This is a genomic window from Sinanaerobacter sp. ZZT-01 (assembly GCF_035621135.1).
In the GTDB taxonomy this organism is placed as follows: domain Bacteria; phylum Bacillota; class Clostridia; order Peptostreptococcales; family Anaerovoracaceae; genus IOR16.
Genome location: NZ_CP141728.1, coordinates 2517111 through 2534125, shown reverse-complemented (window position 1 = coordinate 2534125; position 17015 = coordinate 2517111). Strand labels below are relative to the sequence as shown.

19 protein-coding genes are annotated in these 17015 nt (G+C 36.3%); 3 read left to right on the top strand and 16 right to left on the bottom strand.

All coding sequences use genetic code 11. From position 1 onward, the window contains the following. Positions 1-76: 76 nt before the first annotated feature. From thrS to U5921_RS12215, 10 genes are all read right to left on the bottom strand, one after another. Positions 77-1984, bottom strand: a complete 1908-nt coding sequence (thrS, locus tag U5921_RS12260) for a threonine--tRNA ligase (RefSeq protein ID WP_324823745.1) — start codon at positions 1982-1984, stop codon at positions 77-79. 440 nt (positions 1985-2424) lie between these two features. Next, the gene (locus U5921_RS12255; protein WP_324823744.1) at positions 2425-2829 is read right to left on the bottom strand and encodes a hypothetical protein; all 405 of its coding nucleotides are present in this window, start codon (positions 2827-2829) and stop codon (positions 2425-2427) included. 2 nt (positions 2830-2831) lie between these two features. Beyond that, positions 2832-3272, bottom strand: a complete 441-nt coding sequence (locus tag U5921_RS12250; RefSeq protein ID WP_324823743.1) for a hypothetical protein — start codon at positions 3270-3272, stop codon at positions 2832-2834. Between the two features lie 83 nt (positions 3273-3355). Then, positions 3356-3502 carry a hypothetical protein gene (locus tag U5921_RS12245; RefSeq protein WP_324823742.1) on the bottom strand — a complete coding sequence of 49 codons (147 nt, stop codon included), beginning with the start codon at positions 3500-3502 and terminating at the stop codon, positions 3356-3358. A gap of 13 nt (positions 3503-3515) precedes the next feature. After that, positions 3516-3659 carry a hypothetical protein gene (locus U5921_RS12240; protein WP_324823741.1) on the bottom strand — a complete coding sequence of 48 codons (144 nt, stop codon included), beginning with the start codon at positions 3657-3659 and terminating at the stop codon, positions 3516-3518. 17 nt (positions 3660-3676) lie between these two features. Beyond that, positions 3677-4183, bottom strand: coding sequence for a hypothetical protein (locus U5921_RS12235; protein WP_324823740.1), 507 nt, complete (start codon positions 4181-4183; stop codon positions 3677-3679). A gap of 188 nt (positions 4184-4371) precedes the next feature. Then, entirely contained in the window at positions 4372-5319 is a 948-nt protein-coding gene (locus U5921_RS12230; protein WP_324823738.1) for a hypothetical protein, read from the bottom strand. After that, positions 5316-6680 carry an ATPase, T2SS/T4P/T4SS family gene (locus U5921_RS12225; protein ID WP_324823736.1) on the bottom strand — a complete coding sequence of 455 codons (1365 nt, stop codon included), beginning with the start codon at positions 6678-6680 and terminating at the stop codon, positions 5316-5318. Before U5921_RS12225 ends, U5921_RS12230 begins: the two co-directional genes overlap by 4 nt. After that, complete coding sequence (locus U5921_RS12220; protein WP_324823734.1) at positions 6662-7447, bottom strand: hypothetical protein; 786 nt, start codon at positions 7445-7447, stop codon at positions 6662-6664. The genes U5921_RS12225 and U5921_RS12220 overlap by 19 nt, the downstream gene beginning before the upstream one ends. 1 nt (position 7448) lies before the next feature. Then, positions 7449-8081 carry a hypothetical protein gene (locus U5921_RS12215; RefSeq protein ID WP_324823732.1) on the bottom strand — a complete coding sequence of 211 codons (633 nt, stop codon included), beginning with the start codon at positions 8079-8081 and terminating at the stop codon, positions 7449-7451. 743 nt (positions 8082-8824) lie between these two features. Between U5921_RS12215 and U5921_RS12210 the strand changes: the two genes are divergently transcribed. The 3 genes from U5921_RS12210 to U5921_RS12200 all read left to right on the top strand — a co-directional run bounded on the left by U5921_RS12210 (position 8825) and on the right by U5921_RS12200 (position 10512). Next, positions 8825-9553 (top strand): protein kinase domain-containing protein, encoded by a 729-nt coding sequence (locus U5921_RS12210; protein ID WP_324823730.1) that lies wholly within the window; start codon positions 8825-8827, stop codon positions 9551-9553. A 74-nt stretch (positions 9554-9627) separates the two neighbouring features. Then, positions 9628-10194: a hypothetical protein gene (locus tag U5921_RS12205; RefSeq protein ID WP_324823728.1), complete on the top strand. Its 567-nt coding sequence runs from the start codon at positions 9628-9630 to the stop codon at positions 10192-10194. 36 nt (positions 10195-10230) lie between these two features. Further along, positions 10231-10512, top strand: a complete 282-nt coding sequence (locus U5921_RS12200) for a transposase (protein WP_324823726.1) — start codon at positions 10231-10233, stop codon at positions 10510-10512. A 165-nt stretch (positions 10513-10677) separates the two neighbouring features. Here the strand turns inward: U5921_RS12200 and rpe are convergent, their stop codons facing one another. From rpe to U5921_RS12170, 6 genes are read right to left on the bottom strand one after another with little or no spacing between them, the layout of a single operon-like run. Further along, positions 10678-11331, bottom strand: a complete 654-nt coding sequence (gene rpe / locus U5921_RS12195) for a ribulose-phosphate 3-epimerase (RefSeq protein ID WP_324823723.1) — start codon at positions 11329-11331, stop codon at positions 10678-10680. Continuing rightward, on the bottom strand, positions 11332-12198 hold the full coding sequence (gene rsgA / locus U5921_RS12190; protein WP_324823720.1) for a ribosome small subunit-dependent GTPase A: 867 nt from the start codon (positions 12196-12198) through the stop codon (positions 11332-11334). Further along, positions 12198-14168, bottom strand: a complete 1971-nt coding sequence (gene pknB, locus U5921_RS12185) for a Stk1 family PASTA domain-containing Ser/Thr kinase (protein ID WP_324823718.1) — start codon at positions 14166-14168, stop codon at positions 12198-12200. Before pknB ends, rsgA begins: the two co-directional genes overlap by 1 nt. A 45-nt stretch (positions 14169-14213) precedes the next feature. After that, the gene (locus U5921_RS12180) at positions 14214-14942 is read right to left on the bottom strand and encodes a Stp1/IreP family PP2C-type Ser/Thr phosphatase (protein ID WP_324823716.1); all 729 of its coding nucleotides are present in this window, start codon (positions 14940-14942) and stop codon (positions 14214-14216) included. A 45-nt stretch (positions 14943-14987) separates the two neighbouring features. Beyond that, positions 14988-16268, bottom strand: coding sequence for a 16S rRNA (cytosine(967)-C(5))-methyltransferase RsmB (gene rsmB, locus U5921_RS12175; protein ID WP_324823715.1), 1281 nt, complete (start codon positions 16266-16268; stop codon positions 14988-14990). A gap of 1 nt (position 16269) precedes the next feature. Then, entirely contained in the window at positions 16270-16959 is a 690-nt protein-coding gene (locus tag U5921_RS12170) for a zinc metallopeptidase (protein WP_324823713.1), read from the bottom strand. Positions 16960-17015: the final 56 nt, after the last annotated feature.

Here is a 17015-nt window from a genome sequence, read left to right as displayed (position 1 = left end):
TCTGTGCCGATTTCATATATTCGCTCTCTCATATCCAAGCCGAACGTGATACAAAATTCCATGTTTCAGTGCCTTTTTATACCGCTTTTGTCTCGATCTCTTTTTGAAGCTTAGCTATGAACGCATCGATTGGCATTGGTTCCAATTCTCCCTCTTTATTTGAACGAATCGATAAAATACCGCTATTGACTTCCTTCTCTCCAATGACTGCGATATAAGAATCTCTTGCATTTCTTGCCTCACGAATTTTATAACCGATCTTTTCATTTCGAATATCCGCTTCCGCTCTCAATCCGGCATCCCTGAATTTTTTCTGCAATTCCAAAGCATAATCTGCAAATTTTTCTGTTACAGTTAAGATCTTGACCTGCGTCGGTGCCAGCCATAATGGGAATTTTCCAGCAAAATGTTCTGTCAAAATGCCTATAAATCGTTCAATGCTTCCGAAGATCACTCGATGAATCATGACTGGCCGATGCTTTTCGCCATCTGCTCCAACGTAGGTTAAATCAAAACGCTGAGGCATCTGGAAATCAAGCTGAATCGTTCCGCATTGCCATGTCCTTCCAATACAATCTTCCAAGTGAAAGTCTAACTTCGGTCCATAAAACGCTCCATCCCCTTCATTCACTACATAATCCATTCCTTTTTCTTCTATTGCTTCTCTCAATGCATTGGTCGCTAACTCCCATTCTTCCTCAGTTCCCATGGAATCCTCCGGCCTTGTAGAAAGTTCAACATGATATTTAAAGCCAAATATTCGATATACGCTGTCGATAAAATCAATTACACCCACAATTTCATCTTTGATTTGTTCCGGAAGCATGAAAATATGAGCATCATCCTGCGTAAAAGTACGCACACGCATTAAACCATGTAACGCACCGGAAAGTTCATGCCTGTGCACCTGACCAAGCTCTCCCATACGAATTGGAAAATCACGGTAGCTGTACATTTTTCTTTTATAGACAAGCATGGAACCGGGACAGTTCATTGGTTTAATCGCGAAGTCCGCGTCATCAATCTTCGTAAAGTACATGTTGTTTTGATAGTGATCCCAATGTCCTGAGGTATGCCATAGCGCTTCATTTAAAATCAATGGTGTTTTAATTTCTTGATATCCGCGTTCCTCGTGCGCCTTTCTCCAAAAAGCTTCTAACTCATTTCGAATGATCATGCCCTTTGGCAAAAAGAATGGAAATCCCGGTCCTTCTTCATAAAGAGCAAATAGATCCATCTCTTTCCCGATTTTTCTATGATCCCTTTTCTTCGCTTCCTCCAGGCGTTCAATATATTCATCTAGCATTTTTTGTTTCGGAAATGTAATTCCGTAAATACGTTGTAGCATTTTATTTTTTTCATTACCACGCCAATATGCACCGGCTACACTTGTAAGTTTTACTGCTTTTACAAGACCAGTTGAAGACAGATGCGGTCCGGCGCAAAGATCCGTAAAATCCCCCTGCTCATAAAAGGAAATAACTGCATCTTCGGGTAAATCATGAATCAACTCAACCTTATAAGGCTCCTGCCTTTTTTCCATATATTCCACAGCCTCTTTTCGAGAAAGCTCAAAACGAGTGAGTGGCTGATTGGCTTCAACAATTTTTTTCATCTCTTTCTCTAATGCGATTAAATCTTCATCTGTAAAACGATGCTCTAAATCAATATCATAGTAAAATCCATTATCAATGGATGGGCCAATTCCAAATTTTGCTTCTGGGAATAATCTCGTAATCGCATTAGCTAGTATATGAGAGCTGGTATGCCAGAAAGTGTGCTTCCCCTCTTCATCTTCAAATTTTAACAATTCTAGCTCACAATCTTCATTTATAGAATATTCCAGACCTTTGATCTCTCCATTCACCTTACCACAGACTACTTCCTTTGCAAGTCCCTGAGAGATTGATTTTGCTACTTCCTTAATCGTAGCACCCGATTTAACTTCACGAATGCTTCCATCTTTTAATGTTATTTTTATCATATTCTTCCTCCTTATTAGAATTTAATCATTTTATCCTTTTCTAATCCCTCCCATTTCTTTAACTAAGGGAATCTTTCTATGAGAATAAAATATATTTCTTAAAATAAAAAACCGGGTATTGCAACGCAATACCCGGGGCAATTCTGCGGTTCCACCCAAGTTTGTACTTCATTCAATATAACGACAGTACTCAAACTGCCGGCATCCTTCATCAGGAGCTGCTCCAAGCCGGTCATAGCTACATACAAATTTGGATGCTTACAGCCACACCTTTAAATAAAAGGATGCGACACCCATTCTCTGGAACCTGTATCTTTGCACTATGTTTCTTTTCCTCGCATTTTTATATTTAATTATATCTTAACTATTATATACTGCATCTCTTTGTTGGTCAATACAAGGTTGCTTTTTATTCCTTTAATTTTATTCCTATTATATTTTTACCAATCCTTCCATTCATACTTTGCGGTTCGAGATACTTCGCTTACAGATAAAAAAGGAAGCCGAAATAAATCTTTTCCCGACTGATAGCACAGCTTCACCTGAACCTCTTTTTCATCATACGATACTTGATATTCTATCCTGCCGCTATATGACTTATTCAACTTTTCTTCTGCATATTTTACTTGTGTAACTATATATTTATCTGCTTCATCTTCCCTGATACACCATTCCCCTTTGCTATACTTTTCCTCATCGTAATAAAGCGCTGCTCCTGCTGCACAATCCTCTGCTGTCGCCTTTAAAAATAGTTGCATTTTTTCAAACTGTGCCATATCACCATTATAAACAAGAAAACTTAAATTAATAAGAAGTATACCTATAAATACCAAAAATACTTTCATAATTATTCCGTTACTGAGGGCAGCCTTTCACTTGCTGTATAGCTTTCAATTATATATTTTCCCTCATTTTCCTTATCTTCTATACCAAAAAATTTATTTCCTGCTATTACTTTTTCAATCGGTACCGCAATCCGATAATAAATCATGCCTCTTGAAGGAACATTCTGATCTTCTTCAAACCGATTGACACGATACTGCACTTCTTTTGTTACCTTTACATGTATCTCTTCATCATTAATTTGAAAATCCCGAGCGATTTTTTTACGCATCTGCGCTTCGATCTCATCGTTGAAACAACCCGCTTGCTTTGCCTCTTCTTTTGCTGTGTATACATAACTCTGAAGGCGTCCAATATTTTCAGAATTCCTTTGATCCAATGTAAACTGCATCATGAATAGCAGTAAAAATGGCAGCACCGCGGCAAGAACAATTAAATTTTTCATACAGTCCTACGAGGTGAATTGAGCATACAATGCACCCATTTCCTCCTTTCTTTTTTGCGTTGATTCAATTTACAAAAAAATTCTTACGGAGATTTCGTTCGAACGTCTATTTCTTGTTTCCAAACACCTTGCACCGTAGAATAAACACTGTTGTCTTGCGGCCCCATAATCATATAAAAAATAGCGATGCCAAGCAAAATCGTCGCTACCATTACAATTATCTGCTTCATTTTCTTCCTCCATTTATGTTGTTGAACCCAATGTTTTGGTGATGCTCGTTACCGCATGCTCTGTGATCGTCTCTGCTGGTTGTTTAAATGCTAAAACCATCACTGCTAATGCAATCCCCAATACAATCATAGCTACCATTACAATTACTTGCTTCATTTTTTTACTCCATCCTTTCATTGAAACACCCACAATAATAACTTTTGCTGCTCAATAAAATAAGCTACATAGATAAAGTTAATTAATACCAACATAACGTTGATTACGACAGGGAGGTAGATAAGATCACTCAATAACTCATCCTTTTTCCTCTGTTTCGTCCGTTTGATTTCTTTTATACTAGTTTGATAGCTCTTTAACGTTTCCCACCAATGATGCGGTTCCATTTCTTCCCACTGTAATAGAAGCCTGCCGTAATCTGCTCCAATTGTAGTGTCCATACTCTCTGAAAAAATGCGCATCCCTTCTTCTTTATCATTAATTCTTACATAATGAAGCAATTTAAGATAATGGGACTGCATAGCTCCCTGCAAATCCGCCAGTTCTTCTAAAATCCAAGGCGTGCTCATTTTTTTCCCGCGTTCTATTACAATCAAATTACGTAAATAAGAGATTCCTTCATATATTTCACTTTCGTACTTTTCTTTTTTCGCTTCCTTCCTAAGCCGTGTAAAAGTACTCAAGACTATACATCCTCCATTTAAGCGCATTATTTTTTTATATATTTTCAACGATATATCCTTTAATAAATTAGCTTTTCCCATATTAGGAAACCTTTGAAATCTTCCTTTGCGAATCAATAGAATGCCGCAGTAAAAAGAGATTAAAAAAGTTATAGGAATCCAAGTGCTCAGATTCATTCTTCCTCCCTCTAACAATCAAATCTATGATGATTGAAAAAATCCAAAACTAATAAGTTAAATAAAAATGAAAACCAAATAAATAGAAAAAACAATAACCCTTGAGACGTATTAAACTGATTTACACAGAAATTTGAAAATGGTAAATCCATATATCTGCAAGATAAAAATATGGTTGATACATAAAGTATCGGTACCATAAAAACGGTCATTCTCGTTGCTTCGCTATTCATACGCCGGCGTTCTTCGGAAGCACTTCTTGCATCCCTTAGCTGAATTAAAATATCTTCTACCGCCAAAGAAATATTTACCCCTTTTTCAGATGCCATTCGTAAATTTGTTGCAAGCATGCGACTCCAATTTGTATGTATGCCAAAGTAATAAAGATCACAAGCTTCCCGAATTAATTCGGGATTCCCCGTATTTCTTAACCGAATTAAAATTTGAAAAAATAATCTTTGACTAATTTTGGAATGCTCCAAATGTCCAATTATCTGTTCGAGTGTTTCATGAACATTATAGTTGCAAATACGATATTGGCGTAAAAATTCTGAGATCACCTTCTCCCCTTCAAAACTCCCCTTATGTCGCATACCCTCCAAGCGGATTCGAAGTAATCCATATGGCAGTACACCTCCAAAGATACTCAGTAGCAAGACTACCATTCCAGAAAAATTTTGTATTCCCAAGTAAAGAAGTACTATAGAAAGCAGTATACTAAAAATAAGAAAGCTGTATGGATTAAAAGCTTTAAGTCTCGTAGTAACTAAAAGTTGATCCAAATGCTTATAAACAGCAGATTTGTTTTGCTTCTGTTCACTCATCCTAAGCCGTTTCTTTACAATAAAAATTCCTTTTAATCTTTGAATAGCCGGATATAGGAGTATAAGGTAACCTCCTATTAAAAAAGCATAGAGCAATGAAACGATACCGATAGAAACGAAAATACTTTTATTCATTTCAATGTCCCTCCCTGACTTAAGCATTCCAGCTGCTCTTTAAATTGATTGTATTGCTTTACATCTTCTTCCAAACCGTGTGCTTCCACTTTCTTTCCAACGTCTGAAAAAAAATGCCATCCATCTCTCTGATAGTCATATAGACAAATTGGCTTCATTCGAATTTGATGATTTTCTTCTTCTAAATTTAATTCATAAATCCCTTTTAATCTTTTTTTGTTCTTATCCTTCAGCTGAACAAAATGAAAAATAAAATCAAAACTTTGAGCCACCTTGAGCATTGTCGAGTTCAATTCTCCTCCTCTTTCCTTTATTATTTCAATTGCCACATCCATTGGGAACTCCATAGGGTCTCTGGTATGAAACGTGAGCTTCATTCGTTTCGTTCCTTTGGCCGCAATCCGCAAAGCTGTGTCTAACGCATTTCCGTCCCTTGCCTCTGCAAAAATAAAATAATCGGCATCACTTCGCAATAAATTTTTTGTAATTCTTGATAAACGATCATCATCAGCTAATAATTGGACAATTGGAGCTTGCGGCATTAGTTGATGAAGGGGAATTTCAGGGTCCGTTTCTACCATAACACCTTCTAACTTTGAATCCTCATAGCTTTGCCACGTAGACAAAAACGTTGTTTTCGCAGTACGTACAGCCCCTGTGAAAACAACATTATACCCTAACCTCACCATGGATTGAAACAGAGGAATTGCCTGAAAAGGGATTGTTCCTCTCTTCGCCTGTTCTTCAAAGGTATATTGAGGAATGATGTAACGCCGAAAAATAATTACATCTTGTTCTTGTTTTGTCATATTCTTTCCAAATATGGTAACCCTTGTCCCGTCCAATAAATAAATTTCATGATATTCCTTATCCATACGCTCATCTGGCGTCAATAATAAAAAGGCACGTATCATTTGCTCCCGTCGATTTTTGCTAATCGTTTGTGGTTTTTGAACCATATGTCCATCTTCCAGATAATAAATCCGCTCTCCGATTATCTTTGCTGAACTGCTCTGACAAAATGCTTCAGAATACCATTGGGCAATCCCAGCCAGTCCCCAATTTTCATGATAAATGCCGTCAGTCAGGTTCTCATACCAGCTTGGAGCTCTCACATTTTCTGCATTCTCAGCTTTAACAAACGTTCTGATTTTTTCCTTAAAATAAGTAACTTCATTTTCATATCCGATAATCGCCTTTTTTTGTATATCCATATAAGAATAGAGATTATCCTTTTGTTTTTCCAGTTCATAAAAAAACAATTCTTTTACACGCTCACAAAGAGGCAGAAAATTTTCCTCACATTTTACAATACTCTTTTTTTCCTTTTCAAGATATTGATCTAAATAAAATTGATCCATCTTTTTTTCCTCTTTCCTGTCTCCATATCCAGGCACCCTAATTCGCAATGTCTAAGTATAGAATCTGCGATTCTAAAAATGTCTTTCTTGTAATTCGTATCATCATAAAAAAGCAAGTTTTTTTTATCACGTTCTGCCTGTCTTCCAACTCCCGACTCCTGCACTTTAAAAATATCTTCATAAGGGATTCCAAGGCGTTTTGCCGTGTAATGCAGCGTGATCGGGTCTTCGTCATAAAAATGACTGAGTATCATACTGGTCTGATTTAATTTTAAGCGGCTATAAAAATCTGATTTTATTTCATATTGATGCAATCCGGATTCTTTTTGCGGTATCATCATATACAATAAAGCTGCATTTTCTAAAGCTCCAATTGCCAGCCCATTGTCTATATCATTTCCGCAGTCTGCAATTATAAGATCAAACTCATCCATTATACACTCTAAGAAATATTTTGCATGCTCTGGGAAATAAAGTCGCTGTTCCGAAAAATTCTTAATGCCTCCCAGCATAAAAAGATTTTTCGACAGCTTAGCTGCAGCCGTTACTTCTTCACTGCTTAAGATATGGCTGTAAATCTGTAAACGAAAATCCTCTAAAGATCGAGAGACTGCATTTTTATACTCTCTTCCATCCCCAAGTCCCAATACAATCCAGAGCACTTTAATCTCTTTGCGGTTTTTCGCAATCAATTCGGCTACTGATTGCGAGATCATCGTAGTCCCAGCCTTGTGGTCCGATCCATGAAAAGCAATTAAATTTTTCACTTTATTCCTCTCCTCCCATTGCTTGAACAATCAGGAATCCTTTTTCAGATGTTTCTGCTTTATTTCGAAGTTCTTCATATTCAGCAAGCTCTGCAATAATTTCAATATGACTGATTTGAGAAGTTGCATCTGTCCTTTCTAAAAGATAATCTTGCGAAATACTCTCTTCATTTTTTACTTCTTTTTCTTTTTCATCTTTTACAAATGCAACTGGATACCTTCCAACAAAGATTCCATTTTCAGCTAAATAAAAATCTACAATATCTCCTCTGCGTAAAGAACTGCTTCTTGCATCAATCCACTCCGGCTTAATGAAGAATATAGATTTTCCTTCTTCAATCGGTACAAACCCCTGACTAAAAGCTTTTGTAGTTACTTGTTGATTTTTTTCGATAATTTGTGCTGTTATTTTTCCCTGCAAGTTATTTTTTTCCCCCTTAGAAAAAGCACCCGGCACTTTGTTTTCACGGAGAACGTGAATGAGTTTAAACTGATCAACGGATACCACTTTTCCCATTGGTATTCGTTCCACTGCGACATATACTTCATCCATAAGAAAACACTCTCTGCCTTTTGTTTCCCAAAAAAACAGTCCTAAAAGAGAAACTGCTACAAGTATGACCCCGATCCACATTCTAAATGCTCTCAACCTAATCAACCTTTCTATTATGAAATTCCAATTTATGTAATTAATTATAGCAATATCCATAAAAATGTCAACCAAATTTTTACATTTAATTAAAAATAAGTAATTTTGTAGAATTTTAATTATAAATTAATCGAGTCATGAAGAACAAAAACAGAAAAGGCACTTCTGTCTACAGAAGTGCCTTTTAATATGTATGTGAGTCATTCTTATCTTTTCAACGGTTATATTAATCTGTTCTCCAGATCATCATCATGCGATTTAATGGTTCTAAGTTCTTTTCGCAGTTTATAATCCTCCTTCATTAATTCATATTCAGATTTGATGGGATTGTTTTCTTTGCATTCTAAGCGATAAGCACACCTACAGTTTGATGCTTGACAAACGCTGCATCAAAGCATGAGATTTTGCATTTCTATGTTATCAAAATTAAAACACTCTGTGTAACATAATATTACCTTAACTCATAATATAAATTAAGTTTAATACAACTTAATTAAAAATATAACTTTACGATTAAAAGAAAGAGGTGAATTACATGAATTTTTATAGAAATAATTCATGTAACGGTCATAACTATTATAAGGTGAATTATAGATCGAGTAGTCGCTCAAACGATTCATACAGTAGATCATATAGTCAATCAAGACCGTATAATCAACCATATTATAGATCATATAGTCAGTCATACTGTAGACCATACAGTCAGTCATACTGCAGATAGCAACAATATGAATAATCTGAATAGATATTACAAAATTAACGAAACAGTAAATGGATATTCTATTCTTAAAACAATAGGTGAAGGGCGATATGGAATCGTATATTTAGCTATTAATGACAAAGATGAAAAATGTATCATAAAACAATTAAAAAAAGAGATGCTTGAAGAAACAAGAAAAAAATTATTTTACGAGAAACAGATATTACAAGAATTAGATAATCCTAAGTTTCCCAAATTTATATCAGAATTCAAAGATGAATACAGCGAAGGTTATATTTTAGAATATATACAAGGAAAAGTATTTGAAGATTTATTAGCTGAAGATATGTATGAATTTAGCAAATCTGAAATTTATACCATTTGCAGTCAACTTTTAGAATTGGTAGAGATATTGCAAGATAATAATATAGTACACCGTGATATTAGGCTGCCTAATGTCATAATAAAAGAGAATAAGGAATTAGCCCTAATTGATTTTGGCTTAGCTAGAATTATAGATAATAAAAGATATGTAAAAGAGATGGATTATTGGTTTCTAGGAGATTTTTTAATCCACCTATATTATTCATCTTATAAAGAAACCAATTCGGTAGAAAGACCGTGGTATGAAGAACTAGATTTAACTACAGAAGAAAAAATATTTTTAAAAAAACTTATGGGTATTAAAGGTAAATACTCAAATATAGAAGAGATAAAAACCCAACTTGAGAATATTAAAAATATGAATAGGGCTTAAAAACAACTCATGAGAAGTTATTATTAAACTTCTCATGAGTCAGTAAATTAGATTAAATAAGAAAGGCTTATATTATGACAACTCCTATTAAAATATTTAAAATATATCCAAGCAGCTTCAAAGTAAACTTATATACTACTGAACCTTTTAGAATGATTGGCCTCATAGATGTAAAGATTGAATATACCTATGGAACTGAACGAGTAACATTAGCTTTTTATAGATCATCAGGAACAAATAGTGGAAAAATTAAAGGATTATGGTATCCTATAGTTGGAATTAAGACTTGCACTGGAAGATTTACAGAATTTAGCGAATATCTGAATTTCGTTTTAACTTATTCTACTAGAAACGGAGAATCACAAGAAGGTTGGCTTGCTAAATCTTTATTTTTTTCTAAACAATCTCGAAATACTTCTAAAATTAGAGGATTTTCAAGTGGTAAACATTATGGGACTCTTTTAGGAATCGGTAAAACTCTAAGAAATCTATATGAAAAAGATAAATTTTATAAAATGGATTCATTAAATGCCAAAAACATAAATAGTATATTAACATCAAAAAATATATATCAAGGTAATAAACATTCTCAAAGGGAAAATTTCGAGAAATTTATTGAAGATATATTTAATGAAGGTTAGAAACAACACAATCTTTATATAAAGGAGATGTTAACAATGCCAAAAAAAAATGGTAGACGATATTCCAATGAATTCAAACAGCAAATTGTTGATCTGCATCATACTGGTACTTCAGTTAAGGAATTAAGCAGAGAATATGGGATATCAACAGTAGCAATCTATAATTGGATTCAAAATCTTACGCCTACCTTTGATAATAAAACTGTAACTAAAGAAGAGCATCATATTTTAAAAAAAAGAATTATTGAGCTTGAAATGGAAAATGAGATATTAAAAAAAGCCACAGTCATATTGGCAAAAAACAATAATCATAATTAATTTACACTCTATTTAACATACTCTTTTGTACAGAAATTATTGATTCCTTTAAAATAACTTACTCTTTACTAAAATAATAGTATAAATTACAAAAAAGCTGAACAAGTTCTTACCAGCTTCAAAAACGCTGGTAGAATAAACAATTTTATATTTATTTCTTTATATTTATTTCATTATATTTAAAAATTGCTGCACTCTGCACAGTCTGTCTTCAACTCCAAAAACGGAGGAACCAGCCACTACAAGTTCGGCACCCGCATCCGTCACCATTTTAATATTATCTAAAGTAATACCTCCGTCAATCTCAATAATAAGCTCTTGGTTGCGGAGCTCTTTTTGGTTTTGAAGTGCTTTTACTTTGTGCAGTGCCGAAGGGATAAATTTCTGACCTCCAAAACCCGGATTGACTGACATTACCAGTGCCAGATCGATTTCTTCTAAGACATAATCCAGAACGTCAGGCAGTGTCGCTGGATTTAAGGCAACACCCGCCTTGACCCCAAAAGAATGAATCAACTGGATCGTACGGTGTAAGTGAACGCAGGCTTCTGCATGCACTGTAATAATCTCTGTATTCTCAGTCACAAAGTCCTCGATGTATTTTTCAGGATTTTCAATCATCAAATGTACATCAAACGGCATTTTTGTCTTTCCAATCAAACTTTTCATAACAGTCGCGCCATAAGAAATATTCGGTACAAAATGCCCGTCCATAACGTCTACATGAATAACATGTGCTCCTGCTTTTTCAATTTCTGCTACTTCTTCTCCTAATTTTGAAAAATCTGCTGAAAGAATGGATGGTGCTAATCGGTTCATTTAAAATCTCCTTTTTTCTTGTATGGCTTTCATCATAGCCATATACGACTGATATCTTGATTCTTTAATTCTTCCTTCTGCCACCGCTTGAGTTACTGCACAATTCGGTTCCTTTAAATGGCGGCAATTATCATATTTGCACATCCCCTGATAGGGAATCATTTCTGGAAACAAAAACGCCAACTCTTCTTCATCCGAATCCAAAACATCAAATGAAGTAAAGCCAGGTGTATCAAAAACACTGCCTCCAAATTCCATCTCAAAAAGCTCTGCATGGCGTGTTGTATGTTTTCCACGATGAGTCTTATCACTGATTGCACCTGTTTCCATCGTATAATCCTGTCTTAAACAGTTCAGCAAAGTCGATTTTCCCACTCCGGAAGGTCCCGCCAGCGCACACGTTTTTCCATTCATTTTACTTTTTAAATCTGTAATCCCAACTCCGTTTTTACCACTGACACAGCATACGGGATAAATATCCTTATAAATCTCACACAAAGTAAAAAGCTCTTCATCGGTAACCAAATCCGCTTTGTTAATGCACAATAATACATCTGTACGCTTTTCTTCTGCCATAACTAAAAATTGATCTATAATCATTAAATTCGGCTTCGGTTTTGCTGCCGCACAAACAATGATAAAGCAGTCTACATTTGCAATCGGCGGACGAACAAATTTATTTTTTCTTGGACAGATTTCAGTAATGATTCCCTTGTCTTTTTCCAAAACTTCTATAGATACATGATCTCCAACATGCGGAACCATTCTATCTTTTCGAAAAATTCCACGTGCTTTGCATTCGTATAAACTCGTTTCACATCTTACATAGTAAAAACCTGCGATTCCCTTTACAATGATACCCTCCATCAGCTCAGATCTCCAGTTGCAAAGTCTACGTTAAGCCTCTGTTCAACCTCGTTGTCAAACATAACAGTAATCGTTCCCTTTCCTTCACCGGAAACAGAAACAATGCTGGAACCGTCACTTCTATTTCGCTGTTCTCTGCTGATCGGTGTACTCACTCCATTTTCGTCAGATACAATAACCGTTAACCATAAAAGCTCATTTTTTGCATTGCTGTACGAAATCGTTAAGTCTACCGTTCCCTGCTTGCCGCTGGCTTCTTCTTCTCCTGAGCTGATGACTAGATCAACAGAAGTCCCCTCTTCTACCATTTTTCCAGCGTCTATACTCTGGGAAATAACTTGATTTTTTGCAAAGGAAGAACTTGAGTCATAAGAAGGATTTCCTAATGATAACTTATATTTTGTTAACTGGTCTTTTGCACGATCAAAATCCAGACCCTTTAAGTTAGGCATCTCTACTTCCTCAGTTTTGCTGCCTAAGCTGACTTTAAAACTAACCTTTGTACCCGAATCCGCTTCTGAACCCGACTCCGGAGATTGCTCAAACACAACACCTTTCGCATAATCACTGTAATCTTCTTTTACTGATCCCTTTTCATAGCCATACGTTTCTAAAACAAATTCTGCTTCAGAAAGTGTTTTTCCAACTAAATTCGGAACGGTACCGGACTGCATCCCCTTGCTGATATTTACCTGCACTTTCGCTCCTTCTTTTATCTTCATATCTTCTTCTGGGCTCTGAGAAACGATACAACCTTCATCATAATCAGAACTATAGACTTCATTTCCTTTTTCCAAAACCAGCTTTAATTCTTCCAATTTTTTTTCTGCTTCTTCAAATGTATAGCCCTTTAAATCCGGAACAACCACCTCATCTGGCTCCAGCATCGACCGTATCCCATTCACTAGAAATCCACTGATGGGAATCGCGCAAAACAATGCAATCACGATTGCTGCAAACTTTACTTTATTTAATTTAAACTTTTTTTTCTTTCCTTTTTCTTTCGCCATTTTCTCTTCATCCTTTTCTCCCATTGCATCATTATTCAATTGATTTTCCTTTAATAAGCCCGCATTTTTTATAGGAGGCATTACAATCGTTGATTCTTTAGCCTTTCCCTTTGAATGTGCTGCCGACTTTCCAATTGAATTATAGTTAATTAAATTTAAAGCGGTCAGCATATCTTCTGCCGACTTATACCGATTTACCTGATACTTATTCGTAGCCTTTAAAATAATTTCTTCCAAATCTGCCGGAATATCCGAAACCAGTTCTGACGGAGGAACCATTTCATCATTAATATGCATCACCGCAACTGCGACCGGATTTTCTCCGTCAAACGGTACTTTCCCTGTAACCATTTCATAAAGAACAATGCCTAAAGAATAGATGTCTGACTTTTCGTCAATGTAACCACCTCTTGCCTGCTCGGGAGAAAAATAGTGAACCGACCCCATGATCGTCTCCGTCTGCTTTCCAACAATCGTACCGCTGCTTACAGCCTTAGCAATTCCAAAATCGGTGATTTTAGCAACACCGTCCTGATTGATTAGAATATTATGCGGTTTTACATCCCTATGTATCAAGTTACTTTTATGCGCCAAGCTAAGAGCTGATGCAATCTGTTTTGTAATTGATACTGCTTTTCTAATTTCTATCGGACCCTCAGTTTTAATCAAATCGCTTAATACTCTGCCTTCAATCAGTTCCATAACAATATAATGAATATTTCCCTCTTTACCTACATCGTAAACATTAACGATATTTGGATGAACTAAACTTGCTGCTGCTTGTGACTCTCTGCGGAAGCTCTCAATAAATTTTACATCTTTCGTAAATTCGGGTTTTAAAATTTTAATGGCTACAAAACGATTTAATAACCGGCATCTTGCCTTATAGACAACGGCCATTCCGCCTTCACCGATTTTTTCTATCAATTCATATCTCCCGGCAAGTATTCTGCTACTCATGTACCGCCCCTCCATCTTTCAATAGTAATTTTCTTTCTATCACAATTATATCATAATGCAAACGACGGTTATGTTATCTTTCCCCCCCCGTTCATTCGCCTCTTTTACATAATCATTCGCTAAGCGATGCATCGACCTTTTTCCTTGTGCCATCGCATTGATTTTTTCTTCAGACAGCTCTCCGTAAAGACCATCCGTACACATTAGAATCAAATCGCCTTCATAAACCTTAAACTGATAAAAATCAGGTGAGAGATCATATTCCGCACCAATCGCACGTGTAATCATATTACGCTTTGGATGGCAGTCTGCTTCTTCTTTTGTGATCGCACCACTTTTTAACAATTGATTCACATACGTATGATCCTCGGTTATCTGACGAATTAATTTATCTCGAATCAGGTAAACCCTGCTATCACCCACATTTACAATATAGGCTTTCATATCATTCATATATACCAAGGCCAAAGTAGTTGCCATCCCGACGTTTTTTTGACTTTCCTTAGCCATTTCATAAAGCTGCCGATTTACCTGACGCAGGCATTTCAGCAAATATTGCTTTAACTCTTCTTCTCCATTTGTTGCAGGAATGTGATTTTTTGCTACATATTCCGCAATCTGCTGCACGACAAAGCGGCTTGCAATTTCCCCTGAATTATGCCCTCCAACCCCGTCGGCAACGATATAAACTCTTTGCGCAGGCATTATGAAAAAGGCATCTTCATTGTTGCTCCTTTGCCGACCTCGATCCGTTTTAAATCCAACTCTCAGCATAAATTGATCCTCTACCTTCTACCCTTTTGAATGTATGTAACTCGATTAGAAACGACGACACATCTTACAAATATAAAATCCGTCTGTTCCCGATTTATGCGGAAAAAGCTGCTCTTCTTTTACTAACTCATAATTTGGATGTTCTAAAAGAAAAGTCTTACTTACCTTTTGATTTTCATCGACGGATATTGTACAGGTACTATATACTAATACACCCCCTGCTTTTAAATAATTGGAGGCATTTGATAAAATTTGAAGTTGCTTTTCCGGTAGTAATTTCAATTCAGAATCTAATTTTTTATACTTAATTTCCGGCTTTCGACGCACCACTCCCAACCCAGAACAAGGGGCATCCACCAGTACACGATCCGCCACATCATACAATTGCAGATTTTGTTTTGTCGCATCCCACAGTTGTGTCTCCACAATAGAGACTCCCAAACGCTCTGCTTCTTTTTGAATTAATTCAAGCTTTTTTAAATAAACATCACAAGCAAAAATATGTCCCTGGTTTTCCATTTTTTCTGCTATATATGAAGTTTTTCCGCCTGGAGCTGCACATACATCCACCACAATCTGTCCTGGTTTTGGATCTAAGGTTTCCACTGCACGCATGGAACTTTCGTCCTGAACGGAAAAAAGTCCTTTTTGATACAATGGAGATTCTAAGATTCCGCTTCCTTTTACATAAACTGCCTGTGAGCTTTGCATTCCCTTAGAAGCTTTAAAACCCGCACTCTGTATCGAATTGAGAGCTTCCTCTACCGTATTTTTTAAAGAATTAACACGAAGAGTAAGCGGCGGAGTCTGATTGCCTGCTACAAGCAAAGCTTCTGTAAATTCAAATCCATACTCTTTTATCCATTGCTCAATCATCCATGGTTCATAAGAATATTTTACAGACAAATACCCTACAGAATTCCCCTGTAGGTTTTCTAACGAAATTTTATCTTTTTCACGCTGATATCTTCGAAGAACTGCATTGATAAAGCCATCTCTTCCTCTACAATACTTTTTTGCCAATAAAACAGATTCATTGACTGCTGCATATGGAGGTATTGCATTCATGAAACAAAGCTGATACACACCCATGCGAAGAAGAAGTAAGTCGCTTTTTTTAACTTTTCCCATTTTTGTTATAAAATGAGAAAGAATATAATCCAAATAATATTTATTTTCAATTACACCATACACGATCTCCCGTACCAATGAAGGAGAATCCGGTTTAAATTGCTTAATGTAACGGTTCAGTACTAAATTAGAATAGGCACTTTTTTCCTCTACCTCAAGCAAAGCCAAAAAGGCGGTTTTTCGATTATCATCCACTCTAGTCGCGCCCCCTAATGGCAAGGATTCGAAGCAAATTGGCAACAGAAACCGCCAATGCCGCAACATACGTCAAAGCCGCCGCAGAAAGCACTTTCTTTGCCCCTCCGGTTTCCTCCGGATAAACAATATTTTTTTCCTGCATCTGCACAATGGCACGATGGCTCGCATTGAATTCAACCGGCAATGTAATCGCCTGAAACACGACTGCTCCGCAGAAAAATATAATTCCTAAATTAAATAGCAAGCTCCCCTGCGGTGAATTTCCCATAAAAAGGCCAATCAACAAAAGCGGCCATGCTAAATTCGATACAAGTGAAACAGCTGGCGCAATTGTATTTCGTATACTCAGAGGTACATAACCATGTCCATGTTGAATTGCATGTCCCGTTTCGTGGGCAGCGATGCTGACTGAAGCAATGGATGCTTCATTATAAACCGCAGGTGAAAGCCGCATAACTCTCTTTCTTGGATCATAATGGTCGGATAGTCGGCCTTGAACCATTTCGATTTGAACATCTGACAGCCCATTCTGATCTAATAGAATCCGAGCAGCCTGTGCCCCGGTAATCCCCTTTCTGTTTCGAACCTTTGCATATTGTGAATAAGCAGAACTCACTTTAGCCTGCGCATACATCGCAAATAACATTGCTGGAATCAAATAAATGATTGAACTATCTAACCAATACATCTTTATCCCTCATTTCTCCTATCTTCTCTTTTTGTCAATCTTTTTTGTAACACATA